The organism is Bacillus atrophaeus, assembly GCF_001584335.1.
In the GTDB taxonomy this organism is placed as follows: Bacteria; Bacillota; Bacilli; order Bacillales; family Bacillaceae; genus Bacillus; species Bacillus atrophaeus.
Genome location: NZ_LSBB01000020.1, coordinates 83,654 through 102,963, shown reverse-complemented (window position 1 = coordinate 102,963; position 19,310 = coordinate 83,654). Strand labels below are relative to the sequence as shown.

20 protein-coding genes are annotated in these 19,310 nt (G+C 43.9%); 12 read left to right on the top strand and 8 right to left on the bottom strand.

From position 1 onward, the window contains the following. Positions 1-108: 108 nt before the first annotated feature. Positions 109-1,470, top strand: coding sequence for a Na+/H+ antiporter NhaC (gene nhaC, locus AXI57_RS14130; RefSeq protein ID WP_003327783.1), 1,362 nt, complete (start codon positions 109-111; stop codon positions 1,468-1,470). A gap of 39 nt (positions 1,471-1,509) precedes the next feature. Here the strand turns inward: nhaC and dat are convergent, their stop codons facing one another. Continuing rightward, positions 1,510-2,364, bottom strand: coding sequence for a D-amino-acid transaminase (gene dat / locus AXI57_RS14125; protein WP_061670428.1), 855 nt, complete (start codon positions 2,362-2,364; stop codon positions 1,510-1,512). Between the two features lie 298 nt (positions 2,365-2,662). On the opposite strand from dat, the gene AXI57_RS14120 reads away from it, so the two are divergent. Then, the gene (locus AXI57_RS14120) at positions 2,663-3,511 is read left to right on the top strand and encodes a polysaccharide deacetylase family protein (RefSeq protein WP_003327786.1); all 849 of its coding nucleotides are present in this window, start codon (positions 2,663-2,665) and stop codon (positions 3,509-3,511) included. Positions 3,512-3,538: 27 nt separating this feature from the next. Here the strand turns inward: AXI57_RS14120 and AXI57_RS14115 are convergent, their stop codons facing one another. The 3 genes from AXI57_RS14115 to AXI57_RS21405 all read right to left on the bottom strand — a co-directional run bounded on the left by AXI57_RS14115 (position 3,539) and on the right by AXI57_RS21405 (position 5,742). Beyond that, positions 3,539-4,282, bottom strand: a complete 744-nt coding sequence (locus tag AXI57_RS14115) for an NAD-dependent protein deacylase (RefSeq protein ID WP_061670427.1) — start codon at positions 4,280-4,282, stop codon at positions 3,539-3,541. Positions 4,283-4,363: 81 nt separating this feature from the next. Continuing rightward, a complete protein-coding gene (locus AXI57_RS14110; protein ID WP_061670426.1) occupies positions 4,364-5,479 on the bottom strand; it encodes a mechanosensitive ion channel family protein in 1,116 nt (371 codons plus the stop codon). Positions 5,480-5,637: 158 nt separating this feature from the next. Further along, the gene (locus AXI57_RS21405) at positions 5,638-5,742 is read right to left on the bottom strand and encodes a YhdX family protein (protein WP_003327789.1); all 105 of its coding nucleotides are present in this window, start codon (positions 5,740-5,742) and stop codon (positions 5,638-5,640) included. 244 nt (positions 5,743-5,986) lie between these two features. On the opposite strand from AXI57_RS21405, the gene AXI57_RS14105 reads away from it, so the two are divergent. From AXI57_RS14105 to crcB, 3 genes are read left to right on the top strand one after another with little or no spacing between them, the layout of a single operon-like run. After that, positions 5,987-6,718, top strand: coding sequence for a glycerophosphodiester phosphodiesterase (locus AXI57_RS14105; protein ID WP_003327790.1), 732 nt, complete (start codon positions 5,987-5,989; stop codon positions 6,716-6,718). Further along, positions 6,705-7,100 carry a fluoride efflux transporter FluC gene (locus AXI57_RS14100; RefSeq protein ID WP_003327791.1) on the top strand — a complete coding sequence of 132 codons (396 nt, stop codon included), beginning with the start codon at positions 6,705-6,707 and terminating at the stop codon, positions 7,098-7,100. Before AXI57_RS14105 ends, AXI57_RS14100 begins: the two co-directional genes overlap by 14 nt. Beyond that, on the top strand, positions 7,097-7,453 hold the full coding sequence (gene crcB, locus AXI57_RS14095; protein ID WP_061670425.1) for a fluoride efflux transporter CrcB: 357 nt from the start codon (positions 7,097-7,099) through the stop codon (positions 7,451-7,453). Before AXI57_RS14100 ends, crcB begins: the two co-directional genes overlap by 4 nt. A gap of 199 nt (positions 7,454-7,652) precedes the next feature. Here the strand turns inward: crcB and AXI57_RS14090 are convergent, their stop codons facing one another. Beyond that, positions 7,653-9,041, bottom strand: coding sequence for a hemolysin family protein (locus tag AXI57_RS14090; protein ID WP_061670424.1), 1,389 nt, complete (start codon positions 9,039-9,041; stop codon positions 7,653-7,655). Between the two features lie 476 nt (positions 9,042-9,517). Between AXI57_RS14090 and AXI57_RS14085 the strand changes: the two genes are divergently transcribed. After that, positions 9,518-9,946: a MerR family transcriptional regulator gene (locus AXI57_RS14085; RefSeq protein ID WP_003327796.1), complete on the top strand. Its 429-nt coding sequence runs from the start codon at positions 9,518-9,520 to the stop codon at positions 9,944-9,946. 60 nt (positions 9,947-10,006) lie between these two features. After that, a complete protein-coding gene (locus AXI57_RS14080; protein ID WP_003327797.1) occupies positions 10,007-11,341 on the top strand; it encodes a hemolysin family protein in 1,335 nt (444 codons plus the stop codon). Positions 11,342-11,779: 438 nt separating this feature from the next. On the opposite strand, the gene AXI57_RS14075 is transcribed toward AXI57_RS14080, so the two are convergent. From AXI57_RS14075 to AXI57_RS14065, 3 genes are all read right to left on the bottom strand, one after another. Continuing rightward, positions 11,780-11,998, bottom strand: coding sequence for an FAD-dependent oxidoreductase (locus tag AXI57_RS14075; RefSeq protein ID WP_061670423.1), 219 nt, complete (start codon positions 11,996-11,998; stop codon positions 11,780-11,782). Positions 11,999-12,236: 238 nt separating this feature from the next. Next, complete coding sequence (locus AXI57_RS14070) at positions 12,237-12,836, bottom strand: 1-acylglycerol-3-phosphate O-acyltransferase (RefSeq protein ID WP_003327800.1); 600 nt, start codon at positions 12,834-12,836, stop codon at positions 12,237-12,239. A 141-nt stretch (positions 12,837-12,977) separates the two neighbouring features. Then, positions 12,978-13,973, bottom strand: a complete 996-nt coding sequence (locus AXI57_RS14065; RefSeq protein ID WP_061670422.1) for an aldo/keto reductase — start codon at positions 13,971-13,973, stop codon at positions 12,978-12,980. Positions 13,974-14,174: 201 nt separating this feature from the next. Between AXI57_RS14065 and sigM the strand changes: the two genes are divergently transcribed. The 5 genes from sigM to pruA all read left to right on the top strand — a co-directional run bounded on the left by sigM (position 14,175) and on the right by pruA (position 19,271). Further along, complete coding sequence (sigM, locus tag AXI57_RS14060) at positions 14,175-14,666, top strand: RNA polymerase sigma factor SigM (protein ID WP_003327802.1); 492 nt, start codon at positions 14,175-14,177, stop codon at positions 14,664-14,666. Then, complete coding sequence (locus AXI57_RS14055; protein WP_087941862.1) at positions 14,656-15,732, top strand: anti-sigma factor; 1,077 nt, start codon at positions 14,656-14,658, stop codon at positions 15,730-15,732. Before sigM ends, AXI57_RS14055 begins: the two co-directional genes overlap by 11 nt. Then, positions 15,720-16,010, top strand: coding sequence for a hypothetical protein (locus tag AXI57_RS14050; RefSeq protein ID WP_003327804.1), 291 nt, complete (start codon positions 15,720-15,722; stop codon positions 16,008-16,010). The genes AXI57_RS14055 and AXI57_RS14050 overlap by 13 nt, the downstream gene beginning before the upstream one ends. Before the next feature lie 220 nt (positions 16,011-16,230). Beyond that, a complete protein-coding gene (locus AXI57_RS14045; RefSeq protein ID WP_003327805.1) occupies positions 16,231-17,511 on the top strand; it encodes a Glu/Leu/Phe/Val family dehydrogenase in 1,281 nt (426 codons plus the stop codon). A 212-nt stretch (positions 17,512-17,723) separates the two neighbouring features. Continuing rightward, positions 17,724-19,271, top strand: a complete 1,548-nt coding sequence (gene pruA, locus AXI57_RS14040; RefSeq protein ID WP_061670421.1) for an L-glutamate gamma-semialdehyde dehydrogenase — start codon at positions 17,724-17,726, stop codon at positions 19,269-19,271. Positions 19,272-19,310 lie beyond the last annotated feature (39 nt).

Sequence of the window (19,310 nt, the reverse complement as noted above, 5' to 3'; positions counted from 1 at the left end):
TTTTTAAATTCACAATTGTAAAAAAACAGTGTTTATCCGCTTTTTCTGCTATAATACTTTCGTGCCAAAAAGCACAAAAGCATTAAAGATCATTAATGGGGTGTTTTTTTGAATTCACAAAAACGGCTGACGTTTCCGTTGGCTGCCGGACTATTTTTATTTATATTGGCGGTTATCATTTCCTGCCTGTTTATGTTCCATACAGAACCGCATATGCCCCTGTTTCTATGCATCCTTATTCTTTCGATTGCCGGCTTAACCATCGGCTTTTCGTGGAAGGACATTGAGGAAGGCATTGTGAACGGCATAAAAAACGGAGTACAGCCACTTATTGTCCTGTCATTGATCGGCATTTTGATCGGTGCGTGGATGTACAGCGGCGCTATACCGACTGTTACCGTTTATGCTTTGTCCTTTATTGAACCAAGTCAGCTTCTGTTGACCGCATTATTTTCATGCATGATTATCAGCACACTGGTCGGATCAAGCCTGACAACAGTGAGCACGATCGGCGTAGCCTTGATAGGAGTAGCAAGCGCTGCCGGCGTTCCGCTTGAATGGACCGCCGGGGCAGTGATTTGCGGCGCCTGCTTCGGAGATAAAATGTCACCTATGTCAGATACGACCAACTTCGCTGCCGGCATTGGAGAAATTTCGATTTTCAAACACATTCGCCATATGACGGGGACGACAATCCCCGCTTTGCTTATTACGATCGTGCTGTTTTATGTAATGGGGTTATCTGTTTCGGCAAATGCCGCTTCAACAGCTAATATCGAGAAAATGATCTCAGTGATAAAAGAGGCGGCAAACGTTACTCCTTGGGCGCTGTTATCTCCGCTGCTTGTCATCCTGCTAGCAGGTAAGCGGGTATCCGTGATTCCCGTTCTGGCTGCCGGGATTGTTTCCTCCGGTATACTGACTGCCCTTTTCATTCCTGACAGCGGTGTCCAAGCATTTATCTCAGCGCTGCAAAACGGAACTGTTTATGAGACGGACAATCAGGCTGTTTCAAACATCATCAACCGGGGCGGGCTTCAGTCGATGATGGGCTCAGTCTCTCTCATTATGATCGCTTTTGCACTCGGAGGAATAATGGAGAAAATCGGTCTGATTTCAGCCTTATTGGAGGGTGTCATGAAAGGCATTCACACAAAAGGACGCCTGATTTTGGCAACCGTTTGCTCAAGCATCGGAGTGAACTTAGCAACAGGTGAACAGTACTTGTCGATTTTAATACCCGGCCAGTCATATAAACACTTATATGACAAACAAAATATTGAACGAAAGTATCTGTCACGCTCGCTTGAAGACGGCGGCACCTTAATTAATCCGTTAATCCCTTGGGGCGTAAGCGGGGCATTTATGGCCAGCGCACTCGGCGTTCCTGTCATCGATTATTTGCCGTATGTTTTCTTCCTCTATATTTCTCCGATCATATCGGTCATTCTTGGATTTGCAAAAAAATAAACAAAACAGCACCGCTCTTTTGCAGCGGTGCTGTTTTGTTTATGATGACGAGATGCCGATCGCCTGCTGAATGCTTTCTTGAAATGCCGCCTGCAGCTGCTTCGTCAGCGGTCCCGGAACTCCGCTGCCAACCGCTTCCCCGTCAAGCGTCACAACCGGAATTACCTCTGACGTTGTAGAAGAAATAAAAATTTCCTCTGCTTGTCTAAGTTCTTCCTCGGTGACAGGCTTTTCTTCCAGCTTCCATCCGTTTTTTCGTATGAGTTCCAAAATGTTCATGCGGGTGATGCCATTTAAAATCAACTGGTTGGCCGGGTGTGTCCGGACTACCCCGTCTTTCACCGCATACACATTGGAGGATGTTCCTTCCGTTACAATTCCGTCTCTGATCAGCACAGCTTCATAAGCACCCGTTTCATAGGCCTTTTGCTTAATCATCACATTATACAGTAAATTCAGACTTTTGATATCGCATCTCAGCCAGCGGAGGTCTTTATCAGTAATCGCTGACACGCCGTGCGCCTGCTCATTTTCCGGTTTTTTCACTGGAAACGTGTACGCAGTTGTTTGCGGAGCCAACCCGGCTTCATATTGATGCTTTCTCGGCGCCACGCCTCTTGTTGTCTGAATGTATACCCCGCCGCTCTCGACACCGTTTTCTTGGACAAGCTTTTCCAGCTTCCATTCAAGATCCTCAATGCTAAACGGCAGATCGATTCCGATTTCAGCGGCGCTTCTAAAAAATCGTTCAGCATGCTCGCGTAATCCATATAAAACACCCTCGTAAACTCTGATGACTTCATAAATACCATCGCCAAATTGATAACCGCGGTCTTCAATATCAACAACGGCCTCATCCCGTTTCAATAAGTGTCCATTCACTAACACCTTCATACAAACCCTCCCAAGTTTCGTGATATCCTGTTTTTCTCAAGCTGTCATTGTCAACTATTCTACCATACCGAACAAGCTGAAAAACAGAAAGAATTAGAGATATAGAAAGCGCAGGCAGAAGAGATTATTTTTTCCTTAAAAACTGATATTTCGACAATTTTTCTATGTTCTTTCCAGTTTTATTCCTGTATACTTTATGTCGGAGTACATAGGTTGTAATCATATGGCAGTGTATCTTGCAATAAAACTGCCACCAATACAGCGGTATGTAGAAATCTATGCCACTGGAGAGATTAATATGCGCCAGACGAAAGGAGACACTTCTCCTTCTGTTTTTTCACTTGTTTTTAAATTTACAAGCTTAGCAGTTTTGTGTGTGCTGCTGTTGTTAATCGTCTTTTTGGGTTACTCAGGGTCACACGCAAAAGGTAAACAAATCACGGTCACAACCAACAGCCAGCTTCGTGACGAAAATCCGAGCCTCAAGCTCAAAAGAAACTCCCCGGATCTGCTGATTAAACATTTACAGACCGAGCAGAGCCCTGATGAAAAAACGGTCTATCTGACGTTTGATGACGGCCCGTCAGCTTCTACAAACCGCTTGCTGGATGTATTAAAAAGCGCTGATGTGAAAGCTACCTTTTTCATGCTCGGACCGCAAATGAATACATTTAAGCAGGCTGTGGAAAGATCAAAGAATGAAGGACACTCACTCGGCCTGCACGGCGTCACGCATGACAACAAACGATTCTATCAGACGCCGGTATCGCCTCTGAAAGAAATGCAGCAGGCGCGTGATACGCTGAAAGACATCACGGGGGTCAAAACAGACCTTGTCAGAACCCCTTACGGCAGCAAGCCGTCACTTACCGACACCCAGATCAAACATCTGGAAAAAGGCGGTTTTGTGTACTGGGACTGGACGATTGACAGCATGGATTGGAAATACCGCGGACCGAAATTTGTCCCGGAGGTCATCAATCAGCTTGAATATATGGAAAACAGCCATTCAAGCCGCCCACATGTCATTCTCATGCACGACCTTCCGTCCACCGTTCAATCACTGCCGGTTTTAATTAAACAACTGAAGGATAAGGGATATTCCTTTGATGTGCTGAAGGATACAATGATTCCTGTCCATGAATAAAAAATGAGGCGCCTTCGAAAGGCCGCCTCATTTTTTATCGGATAATTCTTTGGCAAACTCGCCTATTTTTCTATGAATCACAAGATCAAACAAGTCATCACAGTAAGTCGGTTCTAGGTTAATGAGAATCTGCTTCATTCCTGGAATCCGGCTTGCTTCCTCAGGCACAAACCTGGCAGGCGCCACTTCAAGTGATGTCCCGATCACCAAAAGCAGATCAGCTTGACCTAATTTTTCATAAAGGGTATCAAAATGCTGCACGATGTCGCCGAAAAGGACGACGTCTGTTTTTAAGACCGTGCTGCAAATTTCGCTGTCCGTTTTTACCGCCGTACATTGGGGCACGTCATGCTTTAGCAAATGAGAAAGATCGTAACTCGCGCCGCACGCTGGGCAGGCCGCTGTCTGGATCGATCCGTGCAATTCGTATACGTGTCTGCTTCCCGCTTTCTTATGAAGGCCGTCGATATTCTGCGTGAAAATATCGACTTGCTTCCCCTCTTTTTCCAGCTCTGCTAAATAGACATGCCCCTCATTCGGCTCAAAGCGGCCGCTCATTTTCATTTGAAACAGCTCTTTGAATTTAGGCCAGAACAGGCGGGGATGGCGTTCAAAGTAATCGCGGCTCATCGCTTCCATCCTGGATGAATCTTCAGTCCAAATACCGCCCGCTGAGCGGAAATCCGGAATACCCGATTCCGTGCTCATGCCGGCTCCCGTCAGCACGACAATACGTTTGGCTTTGTCCACTATATCTTGATAATCCTTCAAAGCTTCACCGCCCTTTTCGATTATTTTACCATAAAAAAAACTCCGTCCGAAAGCGGCAGCTAAAGGACGGAGTACAACGGGCTATGCCCGCTCCTTCTCCCTATCGGTCCGATTCGTCTGAAACGGATCATTATGGTTTTTCTGTTTCACCAGTACGGTTTGGCCCGGGTACGCGAACTCTACACCCTCCGCTGCCAAAATGTCTATAATACGGTAATTGATATCTTCTCTGACATCAAGGTTCTCAGCCCATGCTGTGGTTTTTGTATAAAAATTAAAGAATAGGTTGTAATAGCTGTCAGCAAACATGTCAAAGTTGACCATAATGGTGTCGTCATGCACGCCTTCATGCTCGATCAGCATTTTTCTGAGCGTTTTAATGCAGCGGTCCATTTTCTCAACAGGCGTGGCGTATGACACATGAAGCGAGAATGTAATCTGGCGTTTGTTCATTTTTGTCCAGTTCGTGATGGCTTCCATCGACAGCGTGGAGTTCGGGACGGTAACAACAGCTTCTTGTGCCGTTCTGAATCTCGTGCTTCGGAATGTGATATCCTCCACCGTTCCCGTCACGCTCGGTGTTTGAACCCAGTCGCCAATGGTAAACGGCTTTTCCGTGATAATAATGATTCCGCCGAAGAAGTTGCTGATGGTATCCTTGGCCGCAAGCGCAAATGCCAATCCGCCAAGCCCCAGCCCCGCTACAAAGCCGTTTACATCGTAATTAAATTCTTGCGCAATAACACTTACGCTGAGCGCAATAATGACAAATCGAAGCAGCTTCGATAAAAACGGGGCCAAAATATCGTCCATTTCAAGATCGAATCGCTGATTGACCTTATGGAATAAAAATGATGAGGCTGCTGTCAAATTACAAAGACCCCAAGACAACAGCGCCACAATAAACGAACGGTACACTTTGCTGATAAGCGGCATCTGCCCATCAAAGAACGGGGAATACCGAATGGCCAAAAAAAGACCGAGGGCGACAAAAAACCACCTGGCAGGTTTATCAAAGGCAACGATCACCTGTTTAAATATTTCTGTTTTCGGCTTGTTTGTTAAATTAAAAATCAGATTGAATAAATACTTCGTAAATATCTTTCTGAGTATGAGAAAAATCAGCAAAATGCCTACGCTGATTCCTATTTGTATCGTTTTATCAAGTGTAAAGTATTGTTGTAGATTTTCCGGCATGACGGTCGCTCCTTTATCCCAATCGAAAATTAATTATACTAAATCATTCGGCAAAAATCTCTTTTAATGTCTCAATAGACGCATAAAAACCCCGGCACAGAGCCGGGGCATAGTATCTTTCATCATATTTCAGCCAGATTCAATAGGGACAACACGTACTACTTCCTTTTCGTTTGTGTCTGATCCAGGAGAGTTGCTTTTTGCATTTCAGCATCCGTTTCGGCCTTAATTCTTTCCTCCACTCTGATTCTCCCTTTACCCATGATCTCGCCTCCTTTTTTGCTATTATAAAATAACAGAATTTTTTGTAAACAAGTCGAAAGCACTATTTTTTTGGCGAACGCTGTCATACCGGTATACCGTGCTGTTTATTTTTCTTTTTTAAGATATACGCCCGAATCAGCCCGGCCTATTCTTTTTTCTCAAAAAAATTCACCACTTGGTATCGCGGTGCATATATGAATTTTGATACAATAACAGAAATGTCCATATGAGGAGCTGACACGCTTGTACACCATCGCCCATCGCGGAGCATCCGGTTACGCGCCGGAAAATACATTTGCCGCCTTCGACTTAGCTGCGGAACTGAAATCGGATATGATTGAGCTTGATGTGCAGCTCACCAAAGACCGGCACATTGTGGTGATACATGATGACAGGGTTGACCGGACGACGAACGGCACTGGCTATGTAAAAGATTATACGCTGAAAGAACTGCAAACACTTGATGCAGGGAGCTGGTTCGGCCCCGCCTTTCAAGGAGAAAAAATTCCGACACTTGAAGCCGTACTCAAGCGCTATCATCAGAAAGTCGGTCTGCTGATTGAATTGAAAGGCCCTCCTTCTCAAGTCGGACTTGAAAAAGAAGTGGGAAAGCTGTTAAGCACGTTTTCTTTCTCCATTTATAATATCGTTCAATCCTTTAACATCCGATCCATTCAGACGTTCCGCGATCTCTATCCTTCTATCCCGACAGCCGTCATTGCAAGACCGAGTTTCGGGCGATTGACGAGAAATCAATTGAATGTCTATCAATCATGCGCGGATTATGCCAATATAAAATATACTCGGCTGAACCGTCTGCTTATATCTTCCGTCCATAAACGCGGCTTAAAAGTGTTTGCCTGGACAATAAGAGATCAAAAAACAGCCGACAAACTGCAAAGCATGGCTGTTGACGGCATCGTGACGGATTATCCTGATTTCACTTTAAAGGATGACAAACATGAAACAATATAGTGCTGTTTTTATCGGAGGCGCTGTAGGGTCCTGCCTCCGATATGGATTATCTGCATGGTTACATACAAATACGTTTCCCCTTGCAACTTGGCTTGAAAATATATCCGGAAGCTTTCTGCTCGGGCTGCTCACCGGGTTTTTTACAGTCCGGACTAAACGGCCTCTTCTGTCCGCTTTTTTAGGCACCGGCTTTTGCGGCGGGTTTACCACAATGTCGACGTTTTCTAAAGAATCGGTTATGATGCTGCAAACAGCCCCGGCAGCAGCCGCTGCATATATGGCTGCCTCACTTTTAGCAGGGATCGGCCTCGCGCTTGCCGGTGTTTTGTGCGGACGGCGAATAGCGGGCGGACAGCAAAGGAAGGAGATTGATCCGTCATGACAATTGCCGGGATATGTATTGCTGGGGGAATCGGATCTGTGCTCCGCTTTTGGCTCGGACAGAGGATTTCAGCCAAAAGGAACAGCTTCAGCATTCCCATCGGTATTTTGACGATCAATATACTCGGAGCTTTCGGTCTCGGGCTGTTTACCGCACTTAACATCACCAATCCGTCCGTAAGCACCATCATCGGCACCGGATTTTTCGGCGCGTTTACCACTTTTTCCACTTTCAGTGTGGAATCCGTTCAGCTGCTGCTCGAAAAGCGCGTAAAGGAAAGCCTGTTATACACCGCGATAACGCTATGCGGCTGCTTGGTTGCATTTTGGTGCGGAATAGCGCTGTTATCTTGAATTTACAATAAAAATGAGGGAACTTCATTGATTGGAAGTTCCCTTTCTTATTCCGTTAAAGCTCCTTTATCTTGAAAAGATGACTGGCAGAAATCTGCTTAATGAATACGGTCATAGACCGGCACTATCAGCCATTACAGAACGATTGATCGTTCTATTTAGATAATATTTCACACAGCCTAACAAAAAAACCTTGAGCTTATTTTTCGCTCAAGGTTGCATTATTCAGCATAACCGGTTCGGGAATCGGCAGCTTGTGATGTGCCGCGCGTTCAGGGGTTTGGCTGACGTGTTCTTGTATGTCAATTTGCTTAATGTGCCGTCCGTCCATCTCTAGGACCTGTATCGTATACTGTCCGATTTGAATGGATTCTCCCGCTCCGATGTCAATGTTTTCTTTCAGAATCAGTCCGCCGATTGTGTCCACTTCTTCTTCTTGAATAGCTGCGCTCAAAAGCTCATTCACCTGATCTATGCGAACCTTTCCGTCCATCACATAATGGCGGTCGGACAGCTTCTGAATCAGCGGCTGCTCATCTTCGTCAAATTCGTCTCTGATTTCACCGACAATTTCTTCAAGAATATCCTCTGTCGTCACGATTCCCGAGGTTCCTCCGTATTCATCCGACAGAATCGCCAAATGAATGCGTTCCCGCTGCATTTTAATCAGCAGATCATGTATGGGGATCGTTTCAATGACTTCAATTACCGGGCGCACATACGAGCGTATCGAGAGCTTCTCCCTTTCCTTATCGCTCATAAACAGCAAGTCGGAAAACAAGTGCTTCGTGTTGACCATGCCGATGACGCTGTCTTTGTCACCGTCAGTTACGGGCCAGCGGGTGTATTTTTCTTTCAGCATGATTTGAAGCGTCTCATTCATCGTCATATCGGTTGAAACAGCGGCCATTTCTTTCCGCGGAATCATGATTTCTTTCGCTATTCGGTTATCGAATTCAAAAATCTTATTTACATATTTATATTCAGACGGATTAATTTCTCCGTTTTTCAAGCTTTCGGACAGCAGCATTCTGAGCTCTTCCTCAGAGTGAGAACTGTCGTGTTCCGACGCGGGCTTCAAACCAAACATTCCGGTCAAAAGCCTCGCAGATCCGTTGAGGACCCAAATAAAAGGATACATAAGCAAATAGAAAAAACGTAATGGACCTGCGATCAATAATGTCAGCTGTTCTGCTTTTTGAATAGCAACCGTTTTAGGGGCAAGCTCGCCTACAACGACATGCAGGAATGTAATCAAGCCGTATGCGGCCGCAAATGACAAAGCATGGGTAAGCGACGCCGGCAGACTGAATGCCTCAAACACCGGATGTAAAAGGCGTTCAAAAGCAGGTTCCCCCAGCACACCGAGTCCGATTGATGTCAAGGTGATGCCAAGCTGGGATGCGGATAAGTATTCATCCAGATCCGTAATAATACGTTTTGCGAGTATTGCCCGTTTGTTTCCTTCTGTTATAAGCTGATCAATTCTGGATCTCCTTACTTTAACAATCGCAAACTCACTTGCGACAAAAAATGCGGTTAAAGCAATGAGCACGCCAATTAAAATCAGACTGTCAATATCGTCCATTTAACCCCGTCCTTACGATAGGACAGGGAGTCACCTCCTGATAAAATCAAATTTTCTTAAGGTTGATGCGCTTGATGTATTGATGACTATGCAGAGGGCCCCATCATACCACCTCCAAGTCAATATGTTTAATAAATTGTATATTTTATTGTACCATAAATCATTCCAAAACAGAGTTTTAAATATTTTGATTTTTTGCTTCCCGAGTATAAAGGGCTTCTCTTTTAGCATGCGGCTAATGCTGTAATAGTTGCTCTATTTCTAAGCACAGTTGTTCGATCCCCTCTTCTATAGGAAGACGCTTCTGGTAAAAAGTATCGTACATATAAATGTTGTTCCAGCAGCCGCCCGTACAGGTCCTTTGCCTTTATAGAATCCGGCGGAGCTTGGCCTCGCTCGCTCAATTTCTAAGAACAATAAACTTGTGCAAATCCCCTTACATATATTAAACTATTCTCATAACTATAACGTGATGGTTGGGGAGGGATTTAGATGGGGCTGAGACTTATCGCATCAGTGAACTAGCGGCGCTTGCCGGAGTAACGAAACGAACAGTTGATTATTATACAAATCTCGGTCTGCTTACGCCGGCCAGATCCTGTTCGAATTACCGTTATTATGATGAAAACGCACTCAAACGTCTTATGTTTATTGTAGATTGCAAGCAGCAGCGATTGGCCCTGTCCGATATTAAAGATCGCCTGGAGAATCAGTTTCCCTCTTCAACTTTGAAAGATGATGAAATTGGTATTCTGACCTCAGAAATTGATCATATGAATCAAAACATCTCCGGAATCTTGCATCGGTTTGAAAGGTTGCAGCCTGAGGAACGCGATAAGCTGAAAAGCAAGCTCGCTCCCGAAAAGCTGACCGTGCTTCAATCATTTTTGCTGCTGTTAAGTTAAAACATTATTTTACTTACAGGAGGTGTTACCTTCATTCTCATTTAAGAGTGAAGGTTCTAATTGGATATTGTTAATTTGATTTTAGTCGCCGTTTTAATCGCGCTGACGGCATTTTTCGTAGCATCTGAGTTTGCCATTATCAGGATCAGAGGCTCACGGATTGATCAGTTGATCGCGGAAGGAAATAAATCAGCCATTGCCGCAAAAAAAGTGACCACGCACCTTGATGAATATTTATCAGCGTGCCAGCTGGGAATTACATTGACTTCGATTGGATTAGGGGTTTTAGGCGAATCGACGATTGAAAGGCTTCTTCACCCGCTTTTCGTACAGATGAACATGCCAGGTTCACTGTCTCACATCATCTCATTTATCCTTGCCTACGCCATCATTACTTTCCTGCACGTCGTTGTGGGAGAATTGGCGCCTAAGACGGTCGCAATTCAGAAAGCTGAAGCAGTGTCCATGCTGTTTGCCAAACCGCTGATTTGGTTCTACCGCATTATGTTCCCATTTATTTGGGTGCTGAACAACTCAGCACGATTATTGACGAAAGCTTTCGGCTTGGAGACCGTTTCTGAAAATGAACTGGCTCACTCCGAAGAAGAATTGCGGATTATCTTATCCGAAAGCTATAAAAGCGGAGAAATCAACCAATCAGAATTTAAATACGTGAATAAGATATTTGAATTTGATGACAGGCTTGCGAAAGAAATTATGATTCCAAGAACCGAAATTGTCAGCCTGCCGCACGATATTACGATCGCTGACATGATGGAAATCATTCAAATTGAAAAGTATACCCGGTACCCCGTTGAAGAAGGCGATAAAGATAATATTATCGGTGTCGTCAATATTAAAGAGGTGCTGACAGCCTGCATCAGCGGTGAGTATTCAGTTGAGTCAACAATCACCGACTTTGTGAATCCGATCATTCACGTCATTGAGTCTGCACCAATCCAAGATTTACTCGTCAAAATGCAAAAAGACAGAGTGCATATGGCTATTCTGTCAGACGAATACGGCGGAACAGCGGGACTTGTGACAGTTGAAGATATCATTGAAGAAATCGTCGGAGAAATCCGCGACGAATTCGATATTGATGAAATTAACGAAATCCGCAAGCTTGGAGACGGACATTATATGCTTGACGGGAAAGTGCTGATCGACCAAGTAAACGACCTTCTCGGCATTCATTTAGAAAACGAAGAAGTCGATACAATCGGAGGCTGGTTCCTGACCCAGAAATATGATGTTGAAAAGGACGATTCCATCATAGAAGAAGGCTGCGAATTTATTATTAATGAAATTGACGGCCACCATGTTGCTTATATTGAAGTGAAAAAGCTTCAGCACGAAGAGCTGTTAGAAGCGGCTGAACAGAAAGAAGCATAAAACAAAAAGACACCTTTTTAAAAGGTGTCTTTTTTAATTCAGTATTTTTACAAACATTCCTGCCAAAGACTCGGAATAACAATTGGAAACCTGAACCTGTTTTTTGATAAAATGCGATATTTCGCTACATGATTTACGGTTAAGATCATCATTTGCCGAATCGATTTCCTCTTACATTTAACTATAAAATGACTAGCTCCTCGAATACCATGTCGTATAAAAATTTTCATAGTCATTTTTGGCTGTAAAGGCCCGAATCCGCTGACAAGCATAAACTACAATCATTTCCAATTTACAACTATTACTAATAAAACATAATAAAAGGGGATTCTAACAGATAGTAGGTGAGAATTTATTGAAAAACATTGGCTTTTCAGTAAGCATATTCTGCGCATTTCCTACTCAATGCATTAGCAGAATGAGTGAACGAATGCTCTGTTAAGAAATGAACCAAATATTTAGTGAATGACTCTCAACCTTAATATTGCCCTGATTGCTCCGCGGTGATATCCACGGGCAAATAATACCCTTAGCTGCATGGGTAGCCTGCCCTTTATCTTTGCGATCTATAACAAGAACATCAGCACCCATTTTTGCTAACTGATATGCTGCCGATGCACCAAGAATCCCTGCGCCGACTACTATGACTTTTTTCATCCCCAGTACCCTTTCCTAAATTGCATTTATAAACTTCTCATATATTATAACTAAGTGCAGAAAAGTATAAACAATACGCAATTTGTTCAGGGTTTTCTATTACTTTAGGACATTGAGAAGTGACATTTACAATTGTGCAGGCATACACATTCAAAGTCCCATCATCCCGGATCAATAACAGCATATGCACCTTTCAATTGCTCCCCCATACTTTGGGACTTGAGTTTAAAGCTATTCTTTAAAGCTGCTCCAGTTTCTTTTCAAGCTCTTTAATGCTGTTGTTCAAAGCATCCGTCATTGCGGCAAGCTTTTCTTTAGAAGAATAATGGGCAAAATCCTCCTGGCGAAGCGGCTTACCGATGATCAGCTTCATTTTTCCTTTTTTGAAAAGTGCCTTTCCGCTTGACGGTCCTTTGTAGGCCGCGGGAACTAGCGGCGCTTTTCCCAATTGCGCGATGGTGACGGCTCCTCTTTTCAGCGGAACATCCTCAGACGTTCTCGTTCCGCTTGGGAAGATTCCGACGATTTCGCCTTCCTTCAGCAGCTTAATCGGTGTTTTGATGCTGCTCGGCCCTGGATTTTCCCGGTCGACCGGAAACGCGTTAATGCTTTTCAAAAAAGAACCGATCCATTTATTTTGAAAAAGCTCTTTTTTCGCCATGTAATGTATTTGGTAAGGAAGAACTCCGACTCCAAGTGTGATGACGTCTACCCAGCCGGAGTGTGTACACGCAATGACGAATCCTGAATCGGCCGGAAGGTTTTCTTTGTTATAGACTTTCACCCCTCCGCGCAGAGAAAGAATGACTTTTAGAGCATTTGCACAAAACTTATACATATCGCACTTCCTTTGTTGTTGTTATCAAATGATTCTATCTGTTATCTATTATAACAACATTTTTTATTACCTGGTACTAATAATTATCATTTCCTCTTTTCATGGCGCTAAAAAGCTGAGGCGGCGGCCTCAGCTTTTTTCTTACACTTCTTCTTTTGTCGGCGGTGCCATAAATTCAGGGCCGACCGGTTCTGATATCGTTTCCTGCAAAATATGATTGATATCTTTTTTGTCCTCAGAGGTCAATTCCCAGCCTGTAATATCTGAGACGGCTTCCACTTGTTCAGGTTTTCTGGCGCCCCACAAGGCAATACCTGTCCCGGGCTGGTCTAAAATCCATCTTACAGCAAGATGAATAACCGATTTCCTGTAACGTGAGTATGCCAATTCATCGAGTTTTTTAACAGCGCCGATGTATTCTTTAAAACGCGGCTGCTGAAATTTAGGGTCCTGTTTTCGAAGGTCATCACCTTCAAATGTGTAATCCTCCGTCATTTTTCCGGTTAAAAGCCCGCGGCATAAGCTTCCGTACAAAAGCGCAGTCAGTCCCTTTTCCCTCGCATATGGGAGAACATCCTCTTCGGCCTCCCTTTCAAACAGGTTATACGGAGGCTGAATGGCGTGAATCGGCGCCACGGCCCGAAAGGTATCCATTTGCTCCACTGAGAAGTTACTGACGCCGATCGCTCTGATCTTCCCTGCGTCATACAGCTCCTTCATGGCTTCGGCAGTCTCTTCAATCGGGACGAGAGGGTCCGGCCAGTGAACTTGATAAAGATCTATATAATCTGTTTTTAATCTTTTTAAAGAATTCTCGATTTCCTCAATGATTCTGGCACGGGTTGCATGGCGATACAGCTGGTTATGCTTCCAATCAAGCGCCGTTTTGGTCGCAAGCACGACTTGATTTCTTGCGCCATATTGCTCAATCGCCTTTCCGACAATTTCTTCTGATTGCCCGAACCCGTATGCGGGAGCCGTATCTATGAATGTAATCCCCTTTTCAAAGGCGGCGTGGATTGTTTTGATTGCGTTTTCTTCATCGGTTCCGCCCCACATGGTGCCTCCGATGGCCCACGTGCCCAATCCGATTCTTGAGGCTTCAATTTCAGTGTTAGAGATATTGATATGTTCCATTATTCCACTCCTTACCCTTTTTCTGACCTTTTCCCATTGACAAAAATGTAAAACATGTGTCAGCCCTATCTTTCAGAGCAATTTTTAGGTACTATATAGTAATGGTGTTTGATTAGGTGAAAATGGAAATAAGCCGTTTGCATGTAAAGTGCAACTTTAAACCTTTCTTATGCGTGTATAACATAGAGGGGAGAAAAGGCAGTGACGATCGATGAAATATACCAAATGTACATGAATGATGTTTACAGGTTCCTGCTCTCCATGACGAAAGACAAGCATCTCGCGGAGGATCTTTTGCAGGAAACTTTTATGCGGGCATACATACACATCCACTCCTACGACCACAGCAAAGTAAAGCCATGGCTTTTTCAAGTGGCCCGAAATGCGTTTATTGATTATGTCAGAAAACATAAAAAGGAAGTGACCATTTCTGATGACTTAATCGGGAGCCTTTTTCAAACGGCTGTTCAAAGCCCGGCTCATCAGGTTGAAATCAAGGAAGTGCTGACTGGATATATGTCCGAGCTTCCCGACAATTATCGGGAGGCCTTAACGCTATATTATTTAAAGGAATTAAATTACAAAGAAGCATCCCATATTATGAATATTTCAGAGGCTAATTTTAAAAGTGTTTTATTTCGTGCCAGACAGCGGCTGAAGACACTTTATAATAGAGGTGTTAATGATGAATGAAGAATTTAAAAAGCGTTTTGAACAATATAAAAATGGAGAGATGAGCGACCAGGAAATGATCGCATTTGAAGAAGAGCTTGAGAAACTTGAAGTGTATCAAGAACTCATTGAGAGTGAAATGCAAGACGAGTCCCAATGGGACGCCACGATCAGCCCGGAGAAACAAAAAGCGATTCTGTCATATGGAAAACGAAAATCCTATTTGCGCATTTCTGTCTTGGCTGTCATTTCAACATTAATTATCTTGCCGCTTTGCACGCTGGGAAGCTACCTCTATTATGGGCTGGGAGGAAAACAAAGCACCGGAAATGAATTCATGGAAACGGCGGCTGTTACCGTAGCGCTTACGATGCCTAACGTCCTTGTTGATACGTCCGGGTTAAAAAGCCAGGTCAAACTGTTCGGAATGAATACAGAATTTCCGCTGCAAAAGCAGATCGGAACGAAAACAGTAGCGGTGGGAAATGAAAGAATTGAAATGTTTTATGATAAAGTCAAAGCACCCTCCGTCAATTACTATGATTTAGAAGCCAATCAATCAAGCCATTATTTTACCCACCCTTCCGGCTTAAAGGAAAAAACGACTTCTAAAGCACAGGAAACACTGAAAAAATTGCCTGAAGGAACGGTTTCTGAAGTATATCTCTCGTATGACCGCGCGTATCCTTCAAATGAAATCTATGAAAAATTCAGCGGTTATGATGTAAGGTTCCTCTGGAATGCGATTGAGACGGAAAAAAATCTGAAAGACACCCCTTATGCAGAGCCGCTAGGATTTCCCGGGAAAGATTCCAAGGTGCTTCCTACATTTGAATCACAGGGTGAATCGGATCGCGAACAATTTATCAATGCGCTCGAATATATGTCCAAGCATAAAAACTGGGTGCACGTCATTTCTAAACGTAAAGATATGAATCTGGATAACAGAGTTGATTATGTCGAACAACATGGCGTAAATGTTTACGGTTCTGTCGTGACGGGGCCGACAAAGGAAATTGAACGTCTGCTTAAAAACAAATCAGTGAAAGCAGCAAAAATCGGCGAGGTGGAACTATGGAACTGGTAAGAATATTTAAAGAGCATAATGTGTTTGGCTGGATTTCTGTCGGGACAGCTGTTCTGTCTCTGCTCATGCTGAACTTGGCCATTATCAGCAACGTCACTTTTTATTCCTATCAAATGCTGCCGTTCGCCATGGCCGCCGTCCCTTTCGGCATTGCCGAGCTGATCATTAAAAAAGGCCGCACAGGCCCGGGCCTGCTCGGTGTTGTCCTGAATCTTTTTGTTATTATCTGTGTATATACAATTGTAGCTGTCGATACGAATTTACAGTTTGGTTTTTAAAAGACGCCCCGAGAGGCGTCTTTTTTTATTCTTAATAATTCGCGGCATGAATCTCAACAGCAAAATACATGGCACGAAACTTGCATGTTAAATACGTGAAATGATTTAAGGCTTAGGAGGCAATCATGTATGCTTGATTCCACACAAAAATAAAAACGCTTACATTCATTTGTTTCTGATCGATTTGTTTATTATTTAAAACATTATGAGGTGAAATATCGTGTCAACCCAAAACAAAGTAAACGCCGAAACAGAAGAAAAAGAAAGCTTAAATTTGTTCCTTTCAACACAAACCGTGATAAGGGAAGCGTTAAGAAAATTAGGCTACTCCAATGATGTATATGAATTAATGAAGGAACCCATTCGAATGCTGACCGTACGGATACCTGTCAAAATGGACAATGGCAGCGTTAACGTATTTACCGGTTATCGTTCTCAACATAATGATGCAGTAGGCCCAACGAAAGGCGGCGTACGCTTCCATCCTGAAGTGACGGAAGAAGAGGTCAAGGCATTATCCATTTGGATGAGCTTGAAATGCGGAATTACAAATCTTCCTTATGGAGGCGGAAAAGGCGGGATTATTTGTGATCCGAGGAACATGTCTTTTGGTGAATTAGAGCGGTTAAGCCGCGGATATGTACGGGCGATCAGCCAAATTGTGGGTCCTACAAAGGATATTCCCGCTCCTGATGTGTATACGAATTCTCAAATCATGGCGTGGATGATGGATGAATACAGCCGCCTGCGCGAATTTGATTCTCCGGGTTTTATAACGGGAAAACCCCTTGTTTTAGGAGGCTCCCAAGGACGCGAAACGGCAACTGCGCAGGGCGTTACGATATGCATTGAAGAAGCTGTGAAGAAAAAAGGCATTGACTTACAAAACGCACGCATCATCATTCAAGGCTTTGGAAATGCGGGAAGCTTTCTCGCCAAATTCATGCATGATGCCGGAGCCAAAGTAATCGGCATTTCGGACGCACATGGCGCGCTGTATGACCCGAATGGACTTGATATTGATTACCTACTTGATAGACGGGACAGCTTTGGCACAGTAACCAATTTATTCACAGATGTCATTTCGAATCAAGAATTATTGGAAAAGGATTGTGATATTCTGGTGCCTGCCGCCATTTCCAATCAAATTACCGCCAAGAATGCACATGACATTAAAGCGGCGATTGTCGTAGAAGCAGCAAATGGCCCTACTACATTGGATGCGACGAAAATCTTGAATGAAAAAGGAGTGCTGCTTGTCCCAGATATCCTTGCAAGTGCAGGAGGGGTTACCGTTTCTTACTTTGAATGGGTTCAAAACAATCAAGGCTATTACTGGTCAGCGGAAGAAATTGCCGAAAAGCTGCGCAAAGTCATGGTCGACTCCTTTGAAAACATATACCAAACTTCCATAACACATAAAGTCGATATGCGGTTAGCCGCATATATGACGGGGATCAGAAAGTCTGCTGAGGCTGCCCGTTTCCGCGGCTGGGTATAACTGCAAAAATGATTGGCGCTTAAAACGCAAAAATACGCCATATTATTTTGCACTTTTTATACAGATCCAGATTCCTATATCAAAAAAAATCTATCATTTTATTTTCTATGTCATAAAGTTACAAAAAATATTTTACATTTTTACAATATTGGTACACAACTTGCATGATAAGAAGAGTGAAAAATTTTCAACCAACATTAGGAGGTCTCGTTATGGCAGTTTCATATTCGCACGAACCATTTACAAATTTCAAAGAAGAAAAGCAGCAAACATCATTTCAAAAATCATTGGATGATGTAAATACTCAGTTAGGCCAACATTATCCGCTGGTGATTAACGGGGAACGAGTTGAAACTGATGAAAAAATCGTCTCCATTAATCCTGCTAATAAAGAAGAAGTGATCGGCAGCGTGTCAATGGCCGACAAAGATCTTGCTGAAAAAGCGATGCAAGCTGCATTACAGGCATTTGAAACGTGGAAAAAGCAGAAACCGGAACACCGGGCAAATGTTTTATTCAAAGCGGCGGCAATCATCCGCAGAAGAAAGCATGAGTTTTCCGGCTATCTGGTAAAAGAAGCCGGGAAACCTTGGAATGAAGCAGATGCCGACACGGCAGAAGCGATAGATTTCTTAGAGTATTACGCCCGCCAGGTGCTGAAGTTAAAAGACGGAGCCGACGTAAAAAGCCGCGCAGGCGAATACAATCAATATCACTACATACCGCTTGGCGTAGGCATTATCATTTCACCATTTAACTTCCCTCTTGCGATTATGGCCGGTACGGCAGCCGCTGCCATTGTAACGGGGAATACGATCTTATTAAAACCGGCAGATGCAACGCCTGTCGTCGCAGCAAAATTTGTCGAAGTAATGGAAGAAGCAGGCTTGCCAAACGGCGTTCTTAATTTCATTCCGGGGAATGGCTCAGAAATCGGCGATTATTTAGTTGAACATCCGAAAACCCGATTTGTTTCGTTTACTGGTTCCCGGGCTGTGGGCTGCCGTATTTATGAGCGGGCATCTAAAGTACAGCCGACGCAGAAATGGCTAAAACGCGTTATCGCTGAAATGGGCGGAAAAGATACCGTTCTTGTAGATAAGGACGCTGATCTTGATGCTGCGGCGTCTGCGATTGTGTATTCGGCATTCGGCTTTTCCGGACAAAAGTGTTCAGCCGGTTCACGCGCGGTCATTCATCAAGACGTCTATGACGCTGTTGTTGAAAAAGCAGCGGCATTGGCAAGAACACTGACAGTGGGAAATCCCGAAGATCCCAATACGTATATGGGGCCGGTGATACACCAAGCGTCTTACGATAAAGTCATGAGTTATATTGAAATCGGCAAGACAGAAGGCCGTCTTTTGACCGGAGGAGAAGGCGATGATTCAAAAGGCTACTTTATTCAGCCTACTATCTTTGCGGATGTGGATGAAAATGCCCGCCTGATGCAGGAAGAAATTTTTGGGCCTGTTGTGGCGCTTTGTAAGGCCCGCGATTTTGATCATATGCTGGAAGTCGCCAACAACACGGAATATGGGCTGACAGGAGCCCTTTTATCGAATAACCGCGAGCATATTGAACGCGCCCGTGAAGACTTTCATGTTGGAAATTTATATTTTAACCGCGGCTGTACAGGAGCGATTGTCGGCTATCAGCCGTTTGGCGGCTTTAATATGTCAGGTACGGATTCCAAAGCAGGAGGTCCGGATTATTTAGTTCTGCATATGCAGGCAAAGACAACATCAGAAGCATATTAAACCTATAATGTAAAACCATCCGGCAAAATAGTACGATGG